This is a genomic window from Coriobacteriia bacterium (assembly GCA_014859305.1).
Lineage (GTDB): Bacteria > Actinomycetota > Coriobacteriia > Anaerosomatales > Kmv31 > Kmv31.
Genome location: JACUUM010000021.1, coordinates 17617 through 40335, shown reverse-complemented (window position 1 = coordinate 40335; position 22719 = coordinate 17617). Strand labels below are relative to the sequence as shown.

The 22719-nt window shown below is 69.8% G+C and carries 21 protein-coding genes and 1 pseudogene; 15 read left to right on the top strand and 7 right to left on the bottom strand.

Annotated elements, in window-relative coordinates; translation table 11 throughout:
- The 7 genes and pseudogenes from IBX62_05290 to groL all read left to right on the top strand — a co-directional run.
- Window positions 1–261: nitroreductase family protein (locus IBX62_05290; protein ID MBE0476494.1), on the top strand; the 261-nt coding region annotated here is incomplete at its 5' end.
- 49 nt (window positions 262–310) lie between these two features.
- Window positions 311–877 (top strand): annotated as a pseudogene (locus IBX62_05285) (uracil-DNA glycosylase).
- 131 nt (window positions 878–1008) lie between these two features.
- Complete coding sequence (gene tsaE / locus IBX62_05280) at window positions 1009–1521, top strand: tRNA (adenosine(37)-N6)-threonylcarbamoyltransferase complex ATPase subunit type 1 TsaE (GenBank protein ID MBE0476493.1); 513 nt, start codon at window positions 1009–1011, stop codon at window positions 1519–1521.
- Window positions 1518–2327 (top strand): tRNA (adenosine(37)-N6)-threonylcarbamoyltransferase complex dimerization subunit type 1 TsaB, encoded by an 810-nt coding sequence (tsaB, locus tag IBX62_05275; protein MBE0476492.1) that lies wholly within the window; start codon window positions 1518–1520, stop codon window positions 2325–2327. Before tsaE ends, tsaB begins: the two co-directional genes overlap by 4 nt.
- The gene (gene tsaD, locus IBX62_05270) at window positions 2328–3887 is read left to right on the top strand and encodes a tRNA (adenosine(37)-N6)-threonylcarbamoyltransferase complex transferase subunit TsaD (protein ID MBE0476491.1); all 1560 of its coding nucleotides are present in this window, start codon (window positions 2328–2330) and stop codon (window positions 3885–3887) included. It begins immediately after the preceding gene.
- Between the two features lie 247 nt (window positions 3888–4134).
- Window positions 4135–4422, top strand: coding sequence for a co-chaperone GroES (groES, locus tag IBX62_05265; GenBank protein ID MBE0476490.1), 288 nt, complete (start codon window positions 4135–4137; stop codon window positions 4420–4422).
- 68 nt (window positions 4423–4490) lie between these two features.
- Window positions 4491–6116 (top strand): chaperonin GroEL, encoded by a 1626-nt coding sequence (gene groL, locus IBX62_05260; GenBank protein ID MBE0476489.1) that lies wholly within the window; start codon window positions 4491–4493, stop codon window positions 6114–6116.
- Window positions 6117–6207: 91 nt separating this feature from the next.
- On the opposite strand, the gene IBX62_05255 is transcribed toward groL, so the two are convergent.
- Window positions 6208–7401 carry a glycosyltransferase gene (locus IBX62_05255; protein ID MBE0476488.1) on the bottom strand — a complete coding sequence of 398 codons (1194 nt, stop codon included), beginning with the start codon at window positions 7399–7401 and terminating at the stop codon, window positions 6208–6210.
- A gap of 144 nt (window positions 7402–7545) precedes the next feature.
- Between IBX62_05255 and ychF the strand changes: the two genes are divergently transcribed.
- Complete coding sequence (gene ychF / locus IBX62_05250) at window positions 7546–8610, top strand: redox-regulated ATPase YchF (protein MBE0476487.1); 1065 nt, start codon at window positions 7546–7548, stop codon at window positions 8608–8610.
- 55 nt (window positions 8611–8665) lie between these two features.
- Here ychF and IBX62_05245 read toward each other — a convergent pair whose 3' ends face one another.
- Window positions 8666–10378 (bottom strand): N-acetylmuramoyl-L-alanine amidase, encoded by a 1713-nt coding sequence (locus IBX62_05245; protein MBE0476486.1) that lies wholly within the window; start codon window positions 10376–10378, stop codon window positions 8666–8668.
- Window positions 10379–10718: 340 nt separating this feature from the next.
- On the opposite strand from IBX62_05245, the gene IBX62_05240 reads away from it, so the two are divergent.
- The 7 genes from IBX62_05240 (at window position 10719) to IBX62_05210 (ending at window position 19003) form a co-directional block, all read left to right on the top strand.
- On the top strand, window positions 10719–11891 hold the full coding sequence (locus IBX62_05240) for a GuaB3 family IMP dehydrogenase-related protein (protein ID MBE0476485.1): 1173 nt from the start codon (window positions 10719–10721) through the stop codon (window positions 11889–11891).
- Window positions 11891–13441, top strand: coding sequence for a glutamine-hydrolyzing GMP synthase (guaA, locus tag IBX62_05235; GenBank protein MBE0476484.1), 1551 nt, complete (start codon window positions 11891–11893; stop codon window positions 13439–13441). Before IBX62_05240 ends, guaA begins: the two co-directional genes overlap by 1 nt.
- A gap of 10 nt (window positions 13442–13451) precedes the next feature.
- Complete coding sequence (locus tag IBX62_05230; protein ID MBE0476483.1) at window positions 13452–13727, top strand: chorismate mutase; 276 nt, start codon at window positions 13452–13454, stop codon at window positions 13725–13727.
- Window positions 13728–14534: a 3-deoxy-7-phosphoheptulonate synthase gene (aroF, locus tag IBX62_05225; protein ID MBE0476482.1), complete on the top strand. Its 807-nt coding sequence runs from the start codon at window positions 13728–13730 to the stop codon at window positions 14532–14534.
- A gap of 195 nt (window positions 14535–14729) precedes the next feature.
- Complete coding sequence (locus tag IBX62_05220; GenBank protein ID MBE0476481.1) at window positions 14730–14936, top strand: hypothetical protein; 207 nt, start codon at window positions 14730–14732, stop codon at window positions 14934–14936.
- Window positions 14937–15018: 82 nt separating this feature from the next.
- Window positions 15019–17307, top strand: a complete 2289-nt coding sequence (locus tag IBX62_05215) for a UvrD-helicase domain-containing protein (GenBank protein MBE0476480.1) — start codon at window positions 15019–15021, stop codon at window positions 17305–17307.
- A 70-nt stretch (window positions 17308–17377) separates the two neighbouring features.
- On the top strand, window positions 17378–19003 hold the full coding sequence (locus tag IBX62_05210) for a putative manganese-dependent inorganic diphosphatase (protein ID MBE0476479.1): 1626 nt from the start codon (window positions 17378–17380) through the stop codon (window positions 19001–19003).
- 70 nt (window positions 19004–19073) lie between these two features.
- On the opposite strand, the gene pstB is transcribed toward IBX62_05210, so the two are convergent.
- Genes pstB through IBX62_05185 form a run of 5 tightly spaced genes read right to left on the bottom strand, consistent with a single transcriptional unit; the run spans window position 19074 to window position 22673 of the window.
- Window positions 19074–19892: a phosphate ABC transporter ATP-binding protein gene (gene pstB / locus IBX62_05205; protein MBE0476478.1), complete on the bottom strand. Its 819-nt coding sequence runs from the start codon at window positions 19890–19892 to the stop codon at window positions 19074–19076.
- Window positions 19893–19896: 4 nt separating this feature from the next.
- Window positions 19897–20721, bottom strand: coding sequence for a phosphate ABC transporter permease PstA (pstA, locus tag IBX62_05200; protein ID MBE0476477.1), 825 nt, complete (start codon window positions 20719–20721; stop codon window positions 19897–19899).
- A gap of 1 nt (window position 20722) precedes the next feature.
- The gene (gene pstC / locus IBX62_05195) at window positions 20723–21625 is read right to left on the bottom strand and encodes a phosphate ABC transporter permease subunit PstC (GenBank protein ID MBE0476476.1); all 903 of its coding nucleotides are present in this window, start codon (window positions 21623–21625) and stop codon (window positions 20723–20725) included.
- A complete protein-coding gene (locus IBX62_05190) occupies window positions 21622–22422 on the bottom strand; it encodes a phosphate ABC transporter substrate-binding protein (GenBank protein MBE0476475.1) in 801 nt (266 codons plus the stop codon). The genes pstC and IBX62_05190 overlap by 4 nt, the downstream gene beginning before the upstream one ends.
- Window positions 22422–22673 (bottom strand): laccase domain-containing protein, encoded by a 252-nt coding sequence (locus IBX62_05185; protein MBE0476474.1) that lies wholly within the window; start codon window positions 22671–22673, stop codon window positions 22422–22424. Before IBX62_05185 ends, IBX62_05190 begins: the two co-directional genes overlap by 1 nt.
- Window positions 22674–22719: the final 46 nt, after the last annotated feature.

Sequence of the window (22719 nt, the reverse complement as noted above, 5' to 3'; positions counted from 1 at the left end):
TCCGCGCGGTACGGGGAGCGGGGAGAACGGCTGTACGCGATCCAGGACACCGCTGCCGCGGCGACCCAGATCCTCCTGGCCGCCGTGGACCGCGGCCTCGCCTCGTGCTGGATAGGGGCGTTCGACGAACGGGCCGTGAGGGTCGCCGTGGGCATCCCGGAGCCCCTCAGTCCGGTCGCCATCCTGCCGGTCGGTCATTCCGCCGAATCGGCGGGCAAGCCCGCGCGGCGGCCGCTGAAGGAAGTCACGACGTGGATCTAGGGGGTGACGGGACGTGAGCGAGGGCTCCGGCGGGACGAGCCGCCCCGGTGTGCCGGGTCCTCAGCCGGCTGGAGCACCGCTCGGCGAGCTGCGCGAGCTCATCGGCGACTGCCGCCGCTGCGCCCTCGGCGACACTCGCACGTGCCTCGTCTTCGGCGTCGGTGACCCCGATGCCGAGCTGATGTTCGTCGGCGAGGCTCCCGGGCGCAACGAGGACATCCGGGGGGAACCGTTCGTGGGGGCCGCGGGCAAGCTCCTCGACGAGCTGCTGGCCAGCATCGGCCTGACTCGCGATCAGGTGTACATCGCGAACGTGCTCAAGTGCCGCCCTCCCGGGAACCGCGACCCGCTGCCCGAGGAGATCGAGACGTGCACACCCTTCCTGCGAGAGCAGATCCGGGCCATAGCGCCCAAGGTCATCGCCACCCTGGGCAACTTCGCGACGAAGTTCCTGCTGGGCACGGAACAGGGGATAACCAGGGTCAGGGGAAGGCTGTTCCGGGTGGACGGCCGCAACGTCGTGCCGATCTACCACCCCGCGGCCGCGCTGTACTCGCCGGACAAGCGCGACGTGCTGCTCGAGGACTTCCGCCGGCTGCGGACGGTGCTGGACCGGCCGGAAGGACCGGCCGGCGTCGAAGACGGGGAGGCGCAGGAGGCCGATACGGCGGATGCGCGTCCAGGCGGCGGGGACGCCGGCGGGGGCGGATACGAGGCGCCGACGCTGTTCTGAGCCGGGGAGGCCGGGTGGCACGCTTCGAACTGCGTTCCGCTTCCGAGGCGGAGACGGCGCGTCTCGGGGAATGTCTGGCGCCGCTCCTGCAACCGGGAGACGTCGTCTCGCTCTCAGGGGACCTCGGCGCGGGGAAGACGCGTCTGGTCCAGGGCGTGGCAGCGGGGCTGGGCGTGAAGGACCACGTCACCAGCCCTACCTTCGGTCTGCTGGCGGTCCACCCCGGCCGGTTGGACCTGTACCACTTCGACCTCTACCGCTTGGAGGACGAGAGCCAGCTCGAGGACGTGGACTTCTGGGGCGTCCTGGAGAGCGGCGGTGCGTCGTTCGTGGAATGGGGCGACAGGTTCCCCGCGGCGTTGCCCGCCGAGCATCTGAGCGTCGAGATGCGGATGGCGGGTCCCGACGACCGGGTCCTCACCGCGGTCTCTCACGGACCCAGGGGGCACGTGTTGGCCGAGGCGTGGGTCGCAGCATGCGAGCCCGGTCCCGGCGGCCGGGGCGGTGGCGGCGAGGTGGACGAGTGAGCCTCGTCCTGGCGTTCGACACGGCCACCGAGCACATTGCGCTGGCGTTGGGGCGCTTCGCCGGCGGTCGGCTCGAGGTCGTCGGCCGGCACGACTTCCCCGCGCCTCGCGCAGCCCTGTCGCGCCTCCTTCCGGCGATCGGGGAGGTGTTGAGCGAGACGGGGACGGAGGCGGCTTCCATCCGCACCGTCGCTGTGGGTCGCGGCCCAGGGTCCTTCACGGGAGTGCGGATCGGGGTGGCGACCGCCAAGGGGCTCGCGCATGGCCTCGGAGCGGCGCTGTTCGGCGCTGGGACGCCGGATGCGGTGGCGTGGCGGTTCGCCGATCGCTCGTGCATCGTCGGGGTCGTCGGCGACGCGATGCGCGGCGAGGTCTACCCCGCGCTGTTCGCGTGCGGCGGGGGCTCGTGCGAGCGACTGACGCCGGATCGCGTGATGCGGCCCGAGGACGTAGCACGCGCGTGGCGCAGCCTGCTCGACGGGCAGCGCGAGGCCTCACGCCGACGTCTCGCGGAGCCGCCCGGAGCGCTGGTGCTCACGGGCAACGGACTGGCCAAGCACGGACACGTCTTCAGCGAGGTCCTCGGCAGGGATGCCGAGCTCGCGGAGGAAGGGATGTGGGCGCCGACGGGGGAGGCGCTGTTGCGTGCCGTGCGCGCGAACCCCCAAGGCGACGGCCTGGCCGCGAGCCTGCTGCCCGTCTACACGCGTCTGTCCGACGCCGAGGAGGCCGAGCGGCTCCTGCGCGGTCTTCCGGGCGGCGGCCCTGTGCCGGGCACCGGCGTCGCGGGACCGGAGGAGGGGTAGGTGGCCGTCGCGATCCGCGAGATGCGCGCGGACGACCTCGAACAGGTGCTCGCGATCGAGCGGGCGAGCTTCCCCACGCCGTGGAGCCCGGGCATCTTCAGCCAGGAGCTGGCGTTCGGCGGGCGGCTGTGGCGGGTGCTGGAGCGGGACGGAGAGGTCGTCGGGTACGGCGGGGTGATGGCCGTGGGCGAGGACGGCCACCTGATGAACCTCGCCCTCCGAAGCGACGTCAGGGGGCGGGGGCTGGGTCTCGCGCTGCTCTCGCACCTGATCGAGGCTTCCGTCGCGCTCGGTGTGCGCCGCCTCACCTTGGAGGTGCGGCCGTCGAACGCGGCCGCGGCCGCGCTGTACGAGAGGGCGGGCTTCAGCGTGGCGGGACGTCGCCCGGGGTACTACGAGGACACGTCGGAGGATGCCGTCATCATGTGGACGGGCGACCTGCTCTCCCCGCACTACCGGGAGTTGCGCGCCGAGCTCGCCGACAGGGCGCACGCGGCGATCGGGGCGGAGGCGGCGCCGGCGCCCGCGTACCGAGGCGCGGGAGGGGAGACGATCCTGGCGATCGAGACCTCCTGCGACGAGACCGCCGCGGCGGTGATGCGGGGCGGACGCGAGCTGCTCGCCGATGTGGTCGCCAGCCAGGTCGAGTTCCACCGCCGCTTCGGGGGCGTGGTGCCCGAGATCGCGTCCCGCAAGCACACGGAGGCGGTCGTGCCGGTCGTGGAGGAGGCGCTGGACCGCGCCGGCGTGGGGTTGGAGGGGGTGGACGCCATCGCGGTCACGCACGGCCCCGGTCTCGTCGGCGCGCTCGCGGTCGGGCTGGCCTACGCCAAGGGTCTCGCGTTCGCCCTGGGGGTGCCGCTGGTGGGCGTGAACCACCTGGAGGGTCACGTCTTCGCCAACGTGCTCGCCGATCCCACGGTCGGGCCGCCGCTGGTGGCGCTCGTGGTCTCCGGCGGTCACACCTCCCTCGTGCACATGCCGGAGTGGGGAGTGTACCGGACGCTGGGGGAGACGCTGGACGACGCGACGGGCGAGGCCTTCGACAAGGTGGCCAAGGTTCTCGGGCTCGGGTACCCGGGGGGGCCGGTGCTCTCCAGGCTCGCCGAGGACGGCAGTCCGGACGCGATCGCCTTCCCCAGGCCGATGATGCGCTCGGGCGACTACGACTTCTCGCTCTCGGGGCTGAAGACCGCGGTCATCAACCACGTTCGCGCGGAGCGGGAGGCGGGCCGCTCCATCGACCTGCCCGACCTCGCGGCGAGCTTCCAGCAGGCGATAGTGGACGTGCAGGTCGCCAAGTCGGTGAGGGCTGTGGAGGAGACGGGCGTGACGACGTTCTGCCTCGCCGGCGGCGTGGCGGCCAACCCCAGGCTGCGAGAGGGCCTGCGCGCCGCCTTGGCGGAGCGCGGCGTCCGCGTGTGCGTCCCGCCCCCGACCCTGTGCACCGACAACGCGGCGATGATCGCGGCCGCGGCCCATTGGCGGCTCGCGCGAGGGGACGTTCTCGGCCCGGACGCGGAGGCCGTGCCCAACCTGCGACTGGACTCGGGCGCGTAGCGGCGCTCCCGTTCTCGGACGCGACGACGCCCGTCCTCGGGCGTATCTGAGTGTCACGTTATCAACCCTGTTTCCGAAATGCCTGGTGGAAGGGGTTGAAGCCTCGCGGCGCCAGCAGTAGAATCTGCCAGGTGCTAGCACTCGCGGGGTCCGAGTGCTAAGCGTGGGGTTCGTCGGGTACATACGGTCCGCGGCGTCTCGCCGCGGCACCGGCTCGTCAGGTCGGATCTCTACAGGAGGGCAGGGCATGAATCTGAAGCCGTTGGGTGACCGTGTCGTCGTCAAGCCGGCCGAGGCCGAGGAGCAGACCAAGTCCGGTCTGTTCATCCCGGACACGGCCAAGGAGAAGCCGCAGAAGGGCAGCGTCGTCGCCGTGGGTGAGGGGCGTTACGAGGAGGGCAAGCGCATCCCCATGGACGTCAAGGAAGGCGACGTCGTGATCTACCGCAAGTACGGCGGGACCGAGATCAAGATCGAGGGCGAGGACTACATGATCCTCGAGGAGCGCGACATCCTGGCGGTCGTCCAGGAGTAGCTCCGTTCGCGGCGCCGTCGCGGTGCCGCTACGTCCACCGAATGCGCGATAAGGAGGAACGACCCCGTATGGCCAAGGACATCCGCTTCGACGAGGAGGCACGTCGCGCCCTCGAGAACGGCGTCAACAAGCTAGCCGACGCCGTCAAGGTCACGTTGGGACCGAAGGGCCGCTACGTAGTGCTCGAGAAGAAGTTCGGCGCGCCGACGATCACCAACGACGGCGTGACCATCGCCAAGGAGATCGAGCTGGACGACCCGCTGGAGAACATGGGCGCCCAGCTCGTCAAGGAAGTCGCGACGAAGACCAACGACGTGGCCGGTGACGGCACAACGACCGCGACCCTGCTCGCGCAGGTGATCGTGAAGGAGGGTCTCCGCAACGTCGCCGCGGGCGCGAACCCGCTGGCGATCAAGCGCGGCATCGAGAAGGCCGTCGACGCCGTGGTCGAGGCGATCAAGGACAACGCCAAGGAGATCGAGGACCGCGACGAGATCGCCCACGTGGGCGCCATCTCGGCCGCCGACGACCTCATAGGCGACAAGATCGCCGAGGCCATGGAGAAGGTCGGCAAGGACGGCGTGATCACCGTCGAGGAGAGCCAGACCTTCGGCATCGAGATCGAGACGGTCGAGGGCCTGCAGTTCGACAAGGGCTACATCTCGCCGTACATGATCACCGACCCCGACCGCATGGAAGCCGTGCTGTCCGAGCCCCTGATCCTGATCGCGAACCAGAAGATCGGCAACATCCAGGACCTGCTGCCGGTGCTCGAGAAGGTCATGCAGTCCGGCAAGCAGCTGCTGATCATCTCGGAGGACGTCGAAGGTGAGGCGCTGGCCACGCTCGTGGTCAACAAGCTGCGCGGCACGTTCACATCGGTGGCCGTGAAGGCGCCGGGCTTCGGGGACCGCCGCAAGCGCATGCTCGAGGACATCGCCATCGTCACCGGCGGTCAGATGGTCTCCGAGGAGCTCGGCGTCAAGCTCGACGGAGTCACGATGGACATGCTCGGTCGCGCGAAGACGGTGAAGGTCACCAAGGAGAACACGACCATCATCGACGGCGGCGGCGACGAGGACGCGATCAAGGCGCGCATCAACCAGATCAAGGCCGAGATCGAGGCGTCCGACTCCGACTTCGACCGCGAGAAGCTGCAGGAGCGGCTCGCCAAGCTCTCCGGCGGCGTGGCCGTCATCAAGGTCGGCGCGGCCACGGAGGTCGAGCTCAAGGAGAAGAAGCATCGCATCGAGGACGCCCTGCAGGCGACCCGCGCGGCAGTGGAGGAGGGCATCGTCGCCGGCGGCGGCGTGGCGCTCACCGACGCGGTGCCCGCTCTCGAGGGGCTCAAGCTCGGCGAAGACGAGCAGATCGGCGTCAACATCATCCGCAAGGCGCTCGACGAGCCGTTGAAGATGATCGCGTCCAACGCCGGCTTCGAGGGCTCCGTCGTGGTCGAGAAGGTCAAGGCGCTGGACAAGGGTCAGGGACTGAACGCCATGACGGGCGAGTACGGCGACCTGCTCAAGATGGGCGTCATCGACCCGGTCAAGGTGACCCGCTCCGCGCTGCAGAACGCCGCGTCCATCGCGGGCCTCATCCTGATCACCGAGACCACCGTGAGCGACATCCCCGTGAAGGAGGAGCCCGGTGCCGGCATGGGCGGCATGGGCGGCATGGGCGGCATGATGTAGGCTGCAAGGCCCGCGTCACCGAGCCTCTCCAGGCAACGAGGTCCCGGCCGTCCCGGGGCCTCGTCCGCTTCTTCGGGGCGTGGCTCGGGGGCTACGGCTCGCGCCGGGCCTTGCCGGCGGGCGCGGGCCGTGCCGGCCGTCCGATCAGCCGCTCGTAGTGGCCGAGCATCTCCTCGGCGGTGCGGCGGATGTCGTAGCGCTCCGTCGCCACCTCCACCGCGCGTGCCGCCAGCCTCTCGCGCATGTCGGCGTCCCGCGCGAGGAGCGTCATGCGCTCGGCGAGCGAACCGGCCAGGTCGGCCGAGCCGGCCGGTACGAGGAGGCCGGTCTCTCCGTCGTCGACGACGTCCACCACACCTGGGGATTCGACCCCGATGGCGGGCATGCCCGCCGCCATCGCCTCCATGACCACGAGGGGGTGGACCTCCGAGACCGAGGCCGAGACGAAGACGTCGCCGGCGGCACAGAAGTCGGGGACCTGCTCGTAGGGGACGCGCCCGGCGAAGAAGGCGCGTCCGGACAGTCCGACGGCTGCGAGCGCCGAGGAGGCCTCTTGGGCGGCGGCGCCGTCGCCTACGAGCAGCAGCCGCAGCCCGTCCGAGGAGCGCGCCGCGCGCGAGAAGGCGTCGATCAGCACGCCCACGTTCTTCTCGGCGCTCACACGCCCGAGGTAGACGAGGACGATCGTATCCTCCTGGAAGCCGAGCTCCGCCTTGCCCTTCGGGCGAGGCGGGCGGCGGAACGGCACGGTGTCCACCGCGTTGGACAGCAGCGTGCTCGGGGCCGTCACCCCGAACTCACGGTACCAGCGCTGGATCGTGGGCGACGGGACGATGACGAGGTCGCACGCGCGGCAGAAGCGGTCGAGGTAGCGGCGCAGGTACCAGTAGCGGATGCGACGGGGGATGTAGCTCGCGTAGGTGTCCGAGTACAGGTCGTAGCGGCTGTGTCCGGTGAAGACCACCGGGATCCGTAGCCGACCCGACTCCTGTAGCAGGAGCCGCCCCGAGAGGAACGGATGGTGGACGTGGGCGATGTCCAGGGTCGGTATCAGCCGCTTCGCCTCGGCGGAGAACGCGACTCCGGCCTGCCAGCCGGTGGCGCCGAAAGGAACGCCCGCCGACCGGATGACGTTGGGCTCGCCGTCGTCGTAGTCCCGCTCGCCGAACGCGAACACGTAGACCTCGTGCCCGAGCTCCTCGAACCGCCGCTTGTAGAGGCTCACGTAGTTGGTGACGCCGCTCAGGTAGGGCTTGTACATGTCCACGAACATGCCGATGCGCACGGTCGTCTCCCGGGTCGGATGTCGCTCTCATCACCGGCGGGTCGCTCGCGGTAGCGGCCGCCCCGGCCATCGAGTACAGTACCAGAGTCCATCGCCCGCCTCGGTTTCGGACGGGTGCCGCAGGGGGCCGAGGAGGAGGTGCGCGTGCCGCTGTCCATCGGCATTGTCGGGATGCCCAACGTGGGCAAGTCCACGCTGTTCACAGCGCTCACCCGCAAGCAGGTGGACGTCTCCAACTACCCGTTCGCGACGATCGAGCCGAACGTGGGCGTGGTGCCCGTGCCCGATCCTCGGCTGGGCGAGGTCGCCAGGATCTCCCCGCCGGAGAAGGTCGTGCCGGCCACGGTGGAGTTCGTGGACATCGCGGGGCTCGTCGAGGGCGCCAGCGAGGGCGAGGGGCTCGGCAACCAGTTCCTGGCCAACATCCGCGACACCGATGCGATCGCGGAGGTGGTGCGCTACTTCAGAGACCCGGACGTTACGCACGTGACCGGGCGGGTGGACCCCGCCTCCGACGCGGAGACCATCGGGACCGAGCTCGTGCTGGCCGACCTGGGCACCGTGGAGCGGGCGATACCGCGCCTGGAGAAGGAAGCGAAGAAGGACCGGACGATCGAGCCGAAGCTCGAGGTCGTACGCCGAGCGGGCGAGTGGATGGACGCGGGTCACCGCGCGGGCAGGATGGAGATGACGCCCGAGGAGCGAGAGCTGCTGCGCGACCTGCATCTCTTGACCATGAAGCCCATGCTGTACGTCGCGAACATCGACGAGGCCGACATCGGGCGCGAGCTCGAGCCGATCGACGGCGTCGTACCCGTCCCGATCTGCGCGAGCATCGAGGCCGAGCTGGCTCAGCTCGAGCGCGACGAGCTCGCGGAGTTCCTCGAGGCCGAAGGACTCGAGGAGCCGGGCCTCGACCGCCTGGTCCGCGAGGCGTACCGGACGCTGGGGCTTCAGAGCTTCTTCACGCACGGGCCCAAAGAGGCCAGGGCGTGGACGGTGCGCGTCGGAGCCACGGCGCTCGAGGCGGCCGGCGTGATCCACACCGACTTCGCGCGCGGCTTCATCAAGGCCGAGGTCGTGAGCTACGACGACTACGTGGCCTCAGGCGGTGAGGCGGGCGCGAGGGCCGCCGGCAAGCTGCGCGTGGAGGGCAAGGACTACGTCGTGCGCGACGGGGACATCATCCACTTCCGCTTCAACGTGTGAGGACCCGACCCGCGGGAACGGCGCGTCCGCGGGAACGGCGGGCCGAGTGCCCGCGCTATCCCGCGGCCGACTTCACGAGCATCCAGTCCATCAGGTACGGCACCACCGGCGGGCCTCCGACGACCGTGTGGCCGTCCAGTCTCGTGCGGTTCTGCGCGATCCACTCCCGCGTGTAGGGGCTGAGGAAGCGGCCCCCCGTCAGTATCACCGGCCTGCCCGTCTTGGCGCCGTAGGCCGCGGCGACGAGTCCGTCGGGAGACGCCGCGCCGTTCACGACCATCGGGGCGACGCGGCCTTGCGCGTAGTACTTCCGGAAGACGGCCACGTTCGTGCGGTAGCGATCCGGCCCGGACAGGCGCTCCACCGCCGGGAGCCCGGCCAGCGGGGCGGCGGCGACGACCGGGGGCCCGCCGACGACCAGCGTCGAGACCGTGGAGGTGGAGTTCCGGGAGAAGAACGAAGCCGTGGGGCCGGGGAGCTCGTCGCGCTTCGTGAGCACTATGGGCCAGCCCCGCCGGCTCGCCTCGGCCACGATCGAGAGGGCGTCCACCAGCGCCGTGCCGCTGACGAGCACCACCCGGCCGTCGGAGGGCACACCGAGCTCGTCGGCGATCAGCGCGGCCGTCTGGTACCGGTCGCGCCCGCCGATCCGGCGCACGGCGTCGGGCGCGAGCCCGGCCGCGGCGCGCGCCTGGGCGAGCGCGCGGTCGCTCACGGCCGCGGAGCTTCCGAGCACGACCAGGTCCGAGGGGCGCAGGCGCGCGATCTCGTCTCGCGCCGCGGGGCTGAGGGAGCCCGGCGCGGTGAGCAGCAACGGCGCGTCGAGCCGCTTGGACAGCGGCGCGGCGGCCATCGCGTCGGGCCAGTCGGTGCCGCTGGTGAGCAGGACGGTCGATGCCCCGCCAGGCCAGCCGGCGGCCGACACGGCGGCGGCGGTCGCGTAGCGGTCGGGGCCGGAGAGGCGCGGGTAGACCCGCTCGAACGGGCGGGAGTCCAGGAAGCGTGCCACTCCGCGGGCGATGCCGCGGGCGAGCTTGCGGCGGAAGGCGGGGTCAGCAAGCTTCCTGGCATCGCCCGAGTTGGTGATGAAACCGCCTTCCACCAGCACGGCCGGCATGTTCGTCCAGCGGACCACGTAGTACTCGGCGGTGAACGCTCCTCGGTCACGCAGGCCCGTGGCCTTCACGACCTCCTCCTGGACGAGTCCGCACAGCCTCCTGCCCAGCGGGTCCTTCGGGGAGGCGTACGTTTCGGTCCCGTGCGCGGAGCTGCTGGACGCGCCGTTGTTGTGGATCGAGACGAAGATGTCGGCGCCGGCGGTGTTGGCCTTGTCGCAGCGCGCCTGCAGGTCGTCCTTCGGAACGCCGTTGGTGTAGCGAGTCGTGCCGTCCGCGTAGAAGCGCCAGCCTCCCGCATCGCTCCAGTTCCACGTGGGGCGGTCCTTCGTGGCCACGGCGCCGTCGCGGGTGCGCGTCATGCCCACCTTGTGCCCGCGTGCCCGGAGCTCGTCGCGCAGCGCTTCGGCGATCGCCAGGTTGACGTCCTTCTCCTGCAAGCCGTTGGCGTTGGCGTTGCTGTATGGACCCCCGTGCCCGGGGTCGATGTAGACATGAGCGGCCGCCACCGAGGGAGGCAGCGCCGCGGCGAGCGCGAGCACGGCGGCGGTCGCGAAGCCGAGCATCGCGAGGCGCGGTGCGGCGAGGGGGCCGGCCGGGGCGCGCGGGGCGCGCGCGATCGCGTCGGACGGGGCTCCGGCATCCGGGTTCATGGGTTCCTCCAGCTGCGGCTCGGCTGCGTCGCGGAGGGCGTCCTCGGGCCCGTTCAGCACTGTACACCAAGCTCCCCGCTCGCGGTTCTCGAGACCCCTGGGAGGTTCTTGGCGCCGCAGGGAGGCATTGCCATTCACGCAGGCTGGCAAAGCGCCTAGAATACTCGTACCCGGGGGACCCCGAGGAGCCGGGAGGCCGGCCCGAGGGCGGGCTCCAGGACATCGTAGAGGACCAGGCGGTGGCCGCCGGGAGGCAGCACAGGCAGCCGCTGCTCCTGGTCCTCGTGTATCCGTGACCGGGCTGCCGATCGGAATGGTCGAGCACCGAGGAGGAGTCTAGATGGAAGTGGAGATCGGACGGGGCAAGACGGCGCGTCGAGCCTACGGTTTCGACGATATCGCGATCGTGCCCTCGCGGCGCACGCGCGACCCGCGAGACGTGGACATACACTGGGAGTTCACCTTCCGGGACAAGACGTTCTCCTTCCCCCTGCCGGTCCTGGCCTCTGCGATGGACGGCGTGGTCGACCCCGCCCTCGCGGTCACCATGGGCAAGCTCGGAGGGCTGGCCGTGCTCAACCTCGAGGGCATACAGACGCGCTACGCGGACGCGGGCGCGCAGCTCGACCTCATCGCCGGCTTCGAGAAGCAGGAAGCGACCGCGAGGATGCAGGAGATCTACCGGGAGCCGGTCAAGCCCGAGCTCATCACCCGGCGGGTGCGCGAGGTCAAGGACGGCGGCGTGCTCGCGGCGGCCTCGCTCACGCCGCAGAACGTCGAACGCTACATCGGGGCGGCGCTCGAGGGCGGCCTGGACATCCTCGTGATCCAGGGCACGGTCGTGTCCGCCGAGCACGTCTCCTCCTACGACGAGCCGCTCGACCTCAACACCTTCATCCGTGACCTCGACATCCCCATCATGGTCGGTGGCTGCTGCAGCTACTCCGGCGCCCTGCACCTCATGCGCACCGGTGCCGTGGGCGTGCTCGTGGGCGTCGGACCGGGGCATGCCTGCACGACACGCCGCGTGCTCGGGATCGGGGTGCCGCAGTGCACCGCGATCGCCGACGCGGCGGCGGCCCGCATGCGGCATCTCGACGAGACCGGCACCTACTGCCACGTCGTCGCCGACGGCGGCATGCGCACCGGCGGGGACCTGGCCAAGGCGATCGCGTGCGGGGCCGACACCGTGATGATCGGCTCGCCGCTGACGAGCGCGTCGGAGGCGCCCGGGCGCGGCTACCACTGGGGGATGGCCACGTTCCATCCCGAGCTGCCGCGCGGCACGCGCGTGCACTCCGGCGTCAAGGGATCGCTGGAGGAGATCCTCGTCGGGCCGGCGCGAGAGAACGACGGCACGCTCAACCTGTGCGGCGGCCTGCGCACCTCCATGGCCACCTGCGGTTACGAGAACCTCAAGACCTTCCAGAAGGCCGAGGTCGTCGTCGCCCCTTCGATACAGACCGAGGGCAAGGCGCTCCAGCGCGAGCAGGGCGTCGGGATGGGGTGCTAGTGCACGAGCAGCCCCACAAGGTCCTCGTCATCGACTTCGGGGCGCAGTACGCGCAGCTGATCGCGCGACGCGTCCGCGAGTGCAAGGTCTACTCGGAGATCGTCCCGCACGACATCACGCTCGACGAGCTGAAGGCCAAGGAACCGGCCGCGCTCATCCTATCGGGCGGCCCGTCCAGCGTGTACGCCGAGGGCGCGCCCTCCATGGATCCGGGCATCCTCCACCTCGACGTACCGGTCCTCGGGCTGTGCTACGGGATGCAGCTCATGGCGCTCGAACTCGGCGGCTCCGTGCCGAGGACCGACGTCGGCGAGTACGGCTTCGCCGAGCTTCAGCTCGACCACGAGGACTCGGCCATCTTCGACGGCTTGCCGTACTCGCAGCAGGTGTGGATGAGCCACCGCGACTGCGTGGGCGACGTGCCGCCGGGGTTCCGGGTGACGGCGCACACCGCGCAGACGAAAGTCGCGGCGATGGAGAACGCGCAGCGCAAGCTGTACGCGACCCAGTTCCATCCCGAGGTCGCCCACACGCCGCACGGGCTGGACATGATGAAGCGCTTCCTGCACGACGTCGCGAAGGTCCCGCCGACCTGGACGATGGTCAACATCATCGACGAGGCCGTCGAGCGCGTGCGCGAGCGCGCCGGGAGCGACCGCGTCATCTGCGCCCTCTCCGGGGGAGTGGACTCCTCGGTGGTCGCCGCGCTGCTGCATCGCGCCATCGGCGACCGGCTCACGTGCGTCTTCGTCGATCACGGCCTGCTGCGACTGGACGAGGCCGAGGAGGTCGTGCGCGTCTTCCGCGACCAGTTCCACATCGACCTCATCCACGTCGAGGCCCAGGACCGCTACCTCGATCTGCTCGCGGGCGTGGAGGATCCGGAGCTCAAGCGCCGGATCATCGGCGAGGAGTTCTGGAAGGTCTTCTTCGAGGAGGCCACCAGGCTCGAGGGCGTGAAGTGGCTCGCCCAGGGCACGCTCTATCCCGACGTGATCGAGAGCGGCGGCCGCGCCGGCAACGCGACCGCCAGGATCAAGAGCCACCACAACCTCATCCCGTTCCCGCCCGGCGTGGACTTCGAGCTGATCGAGCCGCTCGACAACCTCTTCAAGGACGAGGTGCGCGCCGTGGGCGCCGAGCTGGGTCTGCCCGACGAGATCGTGCACCGCCAGCCGTTCCCGGGCCCCGGGCTCGCCGTGCGGATCATCGGCGACGTCACGCACGAGCGTCTCGAGATCCTGCGACACGCGGACGCGATCGTGCGCGAGGAGATCGGCCGCTGGGACGAGGGGCGCGACGTGTGGCAGTACTTCGCTGTCTTGCCGGCGATCCGCTCCGTCGGGGTGATGGGCGACGAGCGCACGTACGCGCATCCGGTGATCATCCGGGCGGTGTCCTCCGCGGATGCGATGACGGCGGACTGGGCGCGGCTGCCGCACGAGCTGCTCGCGACCATGAGCAGCCGCATCATCAACGAGGTCGACGGCGTCAACCGGGTCGCCTACGACATCACCAGCAAGCCGCCCGGCACCATCGAGTGGGAGTAGGGAGACAGGGATGGCCGAGCAGGACAGGGACGTCGAAGCGCGGATCGCGGAGCTGCGCGGCAGGATCGACGAGGTCGACTGCGAGATCGTGCACCTGCTCAACGAGCGCGCCGAGGTCGCGCTGGCGATCCGCGAGCTGAAGCCGATCGTGCAACGCGCGCTGTACGACCCCAAGCGCGAGGAGGAGATCTTCGAGCATCTCGCGCGATGCAACGAAGGCCCGCTCTTCGCGGAGAACCTGCGCGAGATCTATGGGGCCGTCCTGCATGTCATGAAGGAGCTCTAGGTGGCGGCCGAGGCCGCGCGCGCCGCTGGAGCGGTGGTGCGCGACGGCACGGTGGCCCTCATCGCCGGCCCGTGCTCGATCGAGAGCCGCGATCAGATCATGGCGGTGGCCGAGGTGGTCGCCGAGAGTGGGGCGGCCGTGCTGCGCGGCGGCGCCTACAAGCCGAGGACCTCGCCGTACAGCTTCCAGGGCCTCGAAGAGGAGGGGCTGAAGCTGTTGGCGGAGGCCGGGGAGCGCTACGGGCTGCTGACCTGCACGGAGGTCATAGACTCCGCTCATGCGGAGCTTGTGGACTCCTACGTCGACATCCTGCAGGTCGGCACTCGCAACATGGCGAACTTCAGCCTGCTGAAGAAGCTCGGGGCGGTCACCGCGGGCTCCGGTAAACCGGTGTTGTTCAAGCGCGGCATGGCATCCACCATCGAGGAGTGGCTGGCGGCCAGCGAGTACGTCACCATGGGCGGAAACGCCAACGTCATCCTGTGCGAGCGGGGTATCCGGACCTTCGAGACCGCGACGCGCTTCACACTCGACATCACTGCCGTGCCGGTGGTCAAGAAGCTCTCGAACCTGCCGATCGTGGTGGACGCCTCCCATCCGGTGGGGCAGGCGGACCTCGTCCCGGCGGTGTGCCGGGCGGCGGTGGCGATCGGAGCCGACGGGCTGATGGTGGAGGTGCATCCCGACCCGCGCAAGGCGCTCTCCGACGGTCCTCAGTCGCTGGACCTCGAGGCGTTCCGAGCGCTCGTGCGCGAGCTCGTCCCGGTCGCGCGGGCGGTCGGGCGAGAGATCCCGACCAAGTCGTGAACGGCGGGTGCCGCCGCTGCCCGAGGGATTGGTTAACGAAGCTTGAAGGATTAAGGAGCCTTGCGGCGAAGCTCTCATCAGGGCGGCCGGCATCGCCGATGAGATGTGTGTGAGGGCTGCGAGGGGCATCCGGACCGGCCCGCGCCGGCCGCGCGGTTCCCGGACGAGCGTCGCCCGCGGGGCTTAGGGGATCGCGTGACCGAGGACTACGTTCCGAGACGGTTCTGTTCTCACTGCGGCGCCGTGGGTGCGCAGAAGCTCGGCTACTGCACGGTCTGTGACCTGGCGGTCTGCGAGCGCTGCGGCAACATCCAGCACATCCAGGGCGAGAAGGAAGTAGTCCACGACGAGTGCCTGCACCGGGGCAGCGGCGGCTTCTCCATGATCAAGTTCGTGAAGTAGAGGGCGCTCCCGGTGCTCGCGGGTGTCGCGTCACCTCCGCGGCATCTCCGCGGCCCCCCGGGGGTGTTACACTGGTCCCCCTATGACTCGTCTCGATCTCTCCGACCTCAATCCCGCGCAGCGCGACGCCGTGCTGACCGATGCCGGGCCTCTGCTCGTGCTGGCCGGCGCCGGCTCGGGCAAGACGCGCGTGCTCACGTACCGCATCGCCCACCTGATCGGCGACCTCGGCGTCTCGCCCGCGGAGATCCTGGCCATCACCTTCACCAACAAGGCCGCGGCCGAGATGCGCCAGCGCCTCGAGCGCCTCGTCGGCGCCGGCGTGCGCGCGATGTGGGTGATGACGTTCCACGCCGCCTGCGTGCGGATGCTGCGCGCCGACGCCGAGCGCGTCGGCTACACGCGCTCCTTCAGCATCTACGACGACGACGACCGCAAGCGCATGCTCGGCGCCGTGCTCGCGGAGTTCGAGATCGACCCCAAGCGTTTCACGCCCGCGATGGTGGGCGCTCGGATCTCCTCGGCGAAGAGCGAGCTGGTGGGGCCTGTGGCCTACACCGAGCGAGCGTCCACCCCGCCCGAGAAGGTCACGGCGCGCGCCTACGGTCTCTACGAGCAGCGGATGCGACAGGCCAACGCCATGGACTTCGACGACCTGCTGGTCAACGCGCACCGCCTGCTCGTCGGCGAGCCCGAGGTGCTCGCCCACTACCAGGACCGGTTCCGGCACATCCTCGTCGATGAGTACCAGGACACGAACCACGCGCAGTACGAGATCGTGAACCTGCTCGCCGCACGCGAGCGGGACCTGATGGTCGTCGGCGACGACGACCAGTCGGTGTACTCCTGGCGCGGCGCCGACATCCGCAACATCCTGGAGTTCGAGCGCGACTATCCTGAAGCCACCGTGGTCAAGCTCGAGCAGAACTACCGCTCGACGGAGACGATCCTGGCGGCTGCCAACGCCGTGGTGGCGAACAACGTCGGACGCAAGCCCAAGACGCTGTGGACCGCCAACGTGGGCGGCGAGGCGATCACCCGTTACCATGCGTCCGACGAGCGCGACGAGGCCGGCTTCATCGCGGCGGAGGTCGAGCGGCTGCTGCGCGAGGAGAAGCGCAGCTACGCGGACTTCGCGGTGTTCTACCGCACCAACGCCCAGTCACGGACCCTGGAGGACGGCCTGCTGCGCGCGGGCGTGCCGTACCGGATCGTCGGCGGGACGCGCTTCTTCGAGCGCGCGGAGGTCAAGGACGTGATGGCGTACCTGCGCGCGCTCGCCAACCCGGCCGACGTGCAGTCGGTGAAGCGCGTCATCAACGTCCCGCGGCGCGGCATCGGCAAGACGACCGTGCAGCAGATCGAGGCGCACGCGGTCTTCAACGGCCTCACGTTCGCCGAGGCGCTCAGGTCCGCGGCCGAGGATCCGGCAGTGAAGCTCGCCGCGGCACCGCGGCAGAAGGTGGGCGCGTTCGTCGCACTCATGCGCGAGCTGGCCGAGGCACGCGAGCGCTACCCCCTGCGCGAGTACGTCGAGACCGTCTTGGAGCGCAGCGGGCTGGTCGGCGCGCTTCAGGCCGAGGGGACGCGAGAGGCGACCGGGCGCATCGAGAACCTGCAGGAGTTCCTCGGCGTGGTCGAGGAGTACGCCGAGACGCACGAGGAGGGCGACCTCGACGGCTTCCTCGAGTGGGCCGCGCTCCGCACCGACCTCGACGCGATGGCCGAGGACGACCGCTCCGTCACGCTGATGACGCTGCACACCGCGAAGGGCCTCGAGTACCCCGTCGTGTTCATGACCGGCATGGAGGACACCGTCTTCCCGCACGCCAACTCGATGTTCGAGCCCGCGGGGCTGGAGGAGGAGCGCCGTCTCGCCTACGTAGGCATCACGCGGGCGGGGGAGCGGCTCTACCTCACGCATGCGGCGACCAGGTCGCTCTTCGGCAGGCAGCAGTACAACCCGCCCAGCCGCTTCATGGAGGAGATCCCCGAGGAGCACGTCCGCCGCGGCGGACTCGGCTCCGAAGCCCTCGTGCCGGGCGACCGCGGTCGCGGCGCGGGGTGGGGCGGGTACGCGGGGCTCGGCGGCGCCGGCGCGACGAGGCAGCGCGGACGGCGGCCCGGACCCGGGCCGGGGCGCACGCCGTACGAAGGCGCGGGCGGCCGCGTCTTCGGCACGGGCGCTCCTCGCAGGGAGCCGCGCAGACCGTCCGAGACCTTCGGGCCCGGCGACACCATCGAGCACAAGGTCTTCGGGCGAGGGGTGGTCGAGGCCGTGAGCGGAGACAAGGTCGTGGTGAGCTTCCCGGGGCTGGGCAGCAAGAACCTGCTGCTGGGTTACGCCCCGATCCGGAAGGTGCGAGACTAGAGCGGCCGCGGGCCCGGCCTTGCCGCACCGCATCCGGGGCGGGAGCCGCACGGCGTCGCATCGGAGGGACATGAGCCAGATCCTCGTCTTCGGCCACCGCAACCCGGACAACGACTCGATCTGCTCCGCGGTGGGTTACGCGCACCTCAAGAACGCGACCGACCCGGGCGACGTGTACCTGCCGGCCCGGCTCGGCCCCGTGCCGCCCGAGACGGAGTGGGTCTTCGCCCGGTTCGGTCTGATGCTTCCCGACGAGATCCGCCACGTCCGCACGCGCGTCTCCGACGTGATGACCCACGAGGTCGTCTCGGTCGGCACGGGATGCGACATGCTGGAGGCCGGCGCGCTCATGCGGGAGCGCGGCGTCCGCGCGCTGCCGGTGGTGGCCGAGGGGACCGTGCGCGGCATCGTCAACGAGCGCATACTGGCCGAGCGCTACCTGGACGACACGGCCGTGCTGGGCTTCGGGGCGATGCCGGTGACGGTCGGGCAACTCGCGCACACGCTCGGCGCGCGCGTGCTCGCCGGCGCGGCCGACGCCACGCTGTCCGGCGGGGTGCTCATCGCGGCGATGGAGCCCGAGACGATACGCGCCCGCATCTCGCCCGGCGACACGCTGATCGTGGGCGACCGCGTTCGGACGCAGCCGATGGCTCTCGAGGCGGGCGTGGCGTGCCTGATCGTGACCGGCGGCTTCCAGCCCGAGCCCGCCGCGCTGGAGATCGCCCGCGGCACCGGCGCCGCCGTGCTCGCGACGCCGAACGACACGTACGCGACGGCGCGCCTCATCAACCTGTCGCGGCGCTGCGGCGAGGTCATGGACACGTCGGTGCCGTTCGTCCAGCCGGGCACGCTGCTCACCGAGGCCGCCGAGGACCTCTTCGCGTCCCCGCACCGCGAGGCGGTGGTCGTCGACGAGAGGGGCGCGCCGGCCGGCATCCTGACGCGAACCGACCTCGCCCGCGGCACCCGGCGGCGCGTGGTGCTCGTGGACCACAACGAGTACGCGCAATCCGCGCCCGGCCTGGAGGAGGCGGCCGTGGTGGAGATCGTGGACCACCACCGCGTGGGCGACGTGCAGACGTCCGGTCCGGTGATGTTCCTGAACCTGCCGGTCGGGTCCACCGCGACCATCGTCGCCATGCGCTTCCGCGAGCTGGGGGCGGTCCTCACGCCGCAGCTCGCGGGTGTGCTGCTCTCGGGGGTGCTCTCCGACACCGTGCTGCTGAAGTCGCCGACGACCACCGACGACGACCGCCGCACCGCCGCGTGGCTCGGCGGGGCCGCGCACGTCGAGCCGATGGAGCTCGGCATGGAGATGTTCCGTGCGCGCTCAGCCGTCGCGGTGTTCGACGCCCGCCGGACCGTCACCGCCGACCTGAAGGAATACCACGTCGGCGAGAGCCGGGTAGCCGTCGGACAGGTGGAGACGGTGGATGCGGCGGACGTGCTCGCACACCGCGCCGAGCTCCTCGCCGTCATGGAAGGCCTGGCCGAGGACCGCGGCTACGACCTGGTGCTGCTGATGGTCACCGACGTCGTGCGGGAGGGGAGCGAGATACTGGCGGTGGGCCGGACGAAGCTCGCCGAGCGGGCCCTCGGGGTCACGCTCGCCGAGGGGAGCGCCTGGATGCCCGGCGTGCTCTCGCGCAAGAAGCAGGTGGCGTCGCGTCTCGCGGAGGCGGCCTCGAGGTAGCGAGGCAGGGTGGTGGGGGCCACGAGCCGCCCGGCCGTCGCTCCGCGCTCGGCGCCGGCAGGCCGGCTTCCTAGCCGAACCGTCCGGTGATGTAGTCCTCGGTCCGCTTATCGGACGGACTCGTGAAGATCTCACTGGTCCGGCCGTACTCGACCAGGATCGCGGCCTCGCCGGACATCTCCTGCAGGAAGAACGCGGTGTAGTCGCTGACGCGGGCGGCCTGCTGCATGTTGTGCGTGACGATCACGATCGTGACGCTGTCCTTGAGCTGCGCCATGAGGTCCTCGATCTTCTGGACGGAGGTAGGGTCGATCGCCGAACACGGCTCGTCCATCAGGAGGACCTCGGGCTGTACCGCCAGCACGCGCGCGATGCAGAGGCGCTGCTGTTGTCCGCCCGAGAGCGTCAGCCCTCCTCGGCCCAGGATGTCCTTGACCTCCTTCCACAGGTTCGCGCGCTTGAGCGACTCCTCGACGAGGTCGTCGAGGTCGCCCTTGCCCTTGACGCCCTGGAGGCGGGGTCCGTAGGCGACGTTGTCGTAGATGGACTGCGGGAACGGGTTCGGCTGCTGGAAGATCATGCCCACCCGCCGCCTGAGATCGACGGGATCCACACCCGGGCCGTATATGTCCGCACCGTCGAGCAGGGTCTTGCCTTCCACACGCGTGCCGGGGATCAGGTCGTTCATACGGTTCATGCAGCGCAGGAACGTCGACTTCCCGCACCCTGACGGACCGATGAACGCCGTGACGGCCTCGTTGAGGATGTCCACCTTGATACCGGTCAGCGCATGGAAGTCCCCGTACCAGAAGCCGAGGTTCTTCACGCGGAGCTTGATGTCGCCGCCGTGCGCTCGCTGGTGGTCGTGTGCGATGAGATCGTTCAGCATGTTCCTACACCCTCCGATAACGCTTCGAGATCCATCGAGCAGTGAGGTTGAAGCCGAGGATCATGATCATGAGCAGCAGAGCGGTCCCGTATGCGGCGGGAAGGTTGATGCCTTCCACGGCCAGCAGGTAGAGGTGCACCGTCATAGGACGCCCGGACTCGAGCGGCGAGATCGGCAGCCAGATGGCTTGACCCATCGTGTAGAAGACCACAGCCGTCTCGCCTACGGCCCGACCCGTGGCAAGTACGATGCCAGTGATGATGCGCGGCGCGGCCGCGGGCAGCACGATGTTCCGCACCGTCTGCCACTTGGTCGCACCCAGACCGTAGCTCCCCCAGCGTATGTACCGGGGCACCGAGCGGATCGCCTCCTCCGTGGCCCTCATGACGATGGGCAGCATGAGCAGCGAGAGTGCAAGCGCGGCGGAGAGCATCGAGAGGCCGATGCCCATGGCCTCCACGAACAGGGCGAAGCCGAACAGTCCCATGACGATGGAGGGTACGCTGGCAAGCGAATCGGCCGCGAACCGGATCAGCGAGACGATACGTCCCTGGTACGCGTACTCGGCGAGGTACACGGCCGCGAGGACCGCGACGGGCGTGCAGATCAGCATCGAGAGGCCGGTGACGTACAGCGTGGAGACGATCGTCGGCCAGACGCCGCCCTCGGCATTGACGCCTTCCGGCCACGTGAAGATGAACTCGGGGGACAGGATGCGGATGCCGTTGACGAACACGTAGAGGATGATCGCGCCGAGCACGGCCACGGTGATCGCCGCCGCACCCCCGAGCAGCGCCACCGCTACGTTGTTCGTGGCGGTCTTGTTCATCTCAGTCCCTCAGCGTGGACAGAAGCCGGACTGCGAGGACCAGCAGCATCGAGATGAGGAACAGGATCGCGGCCATGCCGAACAACGCCGTGCGGTGCGTTCCCGTCGAGTAGCTCATATCCATCACGATCTGCGCCGTGAGCGTGGACATCGGCTCACCTATCCCATTGAAGAACTGGGGCGCCCCTCCGACCAGCATGAGAACCGCCATGGTCTCACCGACCGCGCGACCCATGCCGAGGATGGTCGCGTCCACTATGCCGATCTTCGCCGCCGGCACCACGACCTTGTAGATCGTCTGCCACTGCGTAGCGCCCATGGCGTAGCTCGCCTCGCGGATACCGAGAGGTATCGAACCGAGGGCGTCCTCGGACAGCGCGGCGATCGTGGGGACGATCATGATGGCCAGGATCACCGAAGCGGTCAGCGGACCGAACCCGACGCTGCCCGTGAGGCTCCCCACGATCGGCCGCAGCATGACCACTCCGAAGAACCCGTAGACGACCGAGGGGATCCCCGCGAGGAGCTCGACGGCGGGCCTCACGATGCGGCGCAGCTTCGGTGTCGAGACCTCGGAGAGGAACACGGCCGTGCCCACCGCGAGCGGTGTCCCGATGGCCAGAGCGAGCAGCGTGACGATGAACGAGCCCTGGATCAACGGCAGGATGCCGAACTTCCCCTCCGAGGAGGTCCACTCGGTACCGGCGAGGAACCCCCCGAGCCCGACCTCGGAGGAGATGGGCAGCGCCTTCCAGCCGACGAAGGCGAAGATGAGCGCGACGGCGAGCACGGCTACGAACGCGCACACGAAGAAGAGCGCGGCAAGCAGCCACTCCTTCACCTGCGTCTGCCGCGAGACGAGCCGCAGGCCGCCGGCCACGCCTGTCGGCCGGGACCCGTTCACTCCCCTCCCCGCTCCGTCACGGGTACGAAACCGGCGTCGACGACGACACCTTGCTGCACCTCGTCGGACAGCACGTAGTCGATGAAAGCCTTGGTGAGCCCATTCGGCTCGCCGTTCGTGAAGAAGTGCAGCGCGCGAGCGATCGGGTACTCCCGCGAAGTCACGCTCTCCTCGCTCGGGACGACGCCGTCCACCGTCACTGCCTTCACGGTGGTGTTCGTGAAGCGCGGCGGAACGAACCCGAGGGAGATGTAGCCGATCGCGCCGGGCGAGCGCGAGACCACGTCGCGTACCTGCCCGGTGCCGGGTAGCACGACCGCGGAGCGGTCGAACGCGGCTTCCTCACCCATGACGATCTTCTTGAACGCTTCTCGCGTCCCGGAGGCTTCATCACGGTTCACGAGGTCGATGCCCCTGTCCTCGCCGCCGAGTTCCCTCCAGTTCGTGACCCTGCCGCTGAAGATGTCGCGCAGCTGTGCCACGGTGAGAGCGTCGACGGGGTTCGCCGGATTCACGATGACGGCGATTCCGTCGAACGCGATGGGGACGTCCGTGAGCCGGAGGCTCTCCTCCTCCGGCTTGAGGTCCCGCGAAGAAGTGCCTATATGCGCGGTGCCCGCGCTCACGGCCTCGATGCCCGCCGAGGACCCCATCCCCGACACGAGCACGCTCGCGCCCTCGTGCCGCTCCTCGAAGCCCTTGGCGGCCAGTTCGGCGATCGGCAGGATCGTCGTCGACCCGTTCACGATTATCTGCTCGCGAGTCCCGACACCGCCGCACCCCGCCAGGAGCGACATCACGAGGAGCAGCACCACGAGGGCCGTGGATGAATGCAGACGAGAGCGCCGTGCCGGCCGGTGCGGCCGCCTTCGGCACGATACGAGAAACAGCGTTCGGTCTCCTCGACGGTGCGCCCGCCGAGAGAGGCTATGGAGCACGAAGGCACCCCTGCGTCGGTGAGACTCGCATGGCTTACCGCAACAAGCTCCAGTCCACCGGAAGCATCCCGGGAGACTGTAGCAAACAGGGTGGAGAAATGCGACATCATCACCGTCGCCACCTCGTAGCGAAGGACGTGCGTGCGGCCGGAGATA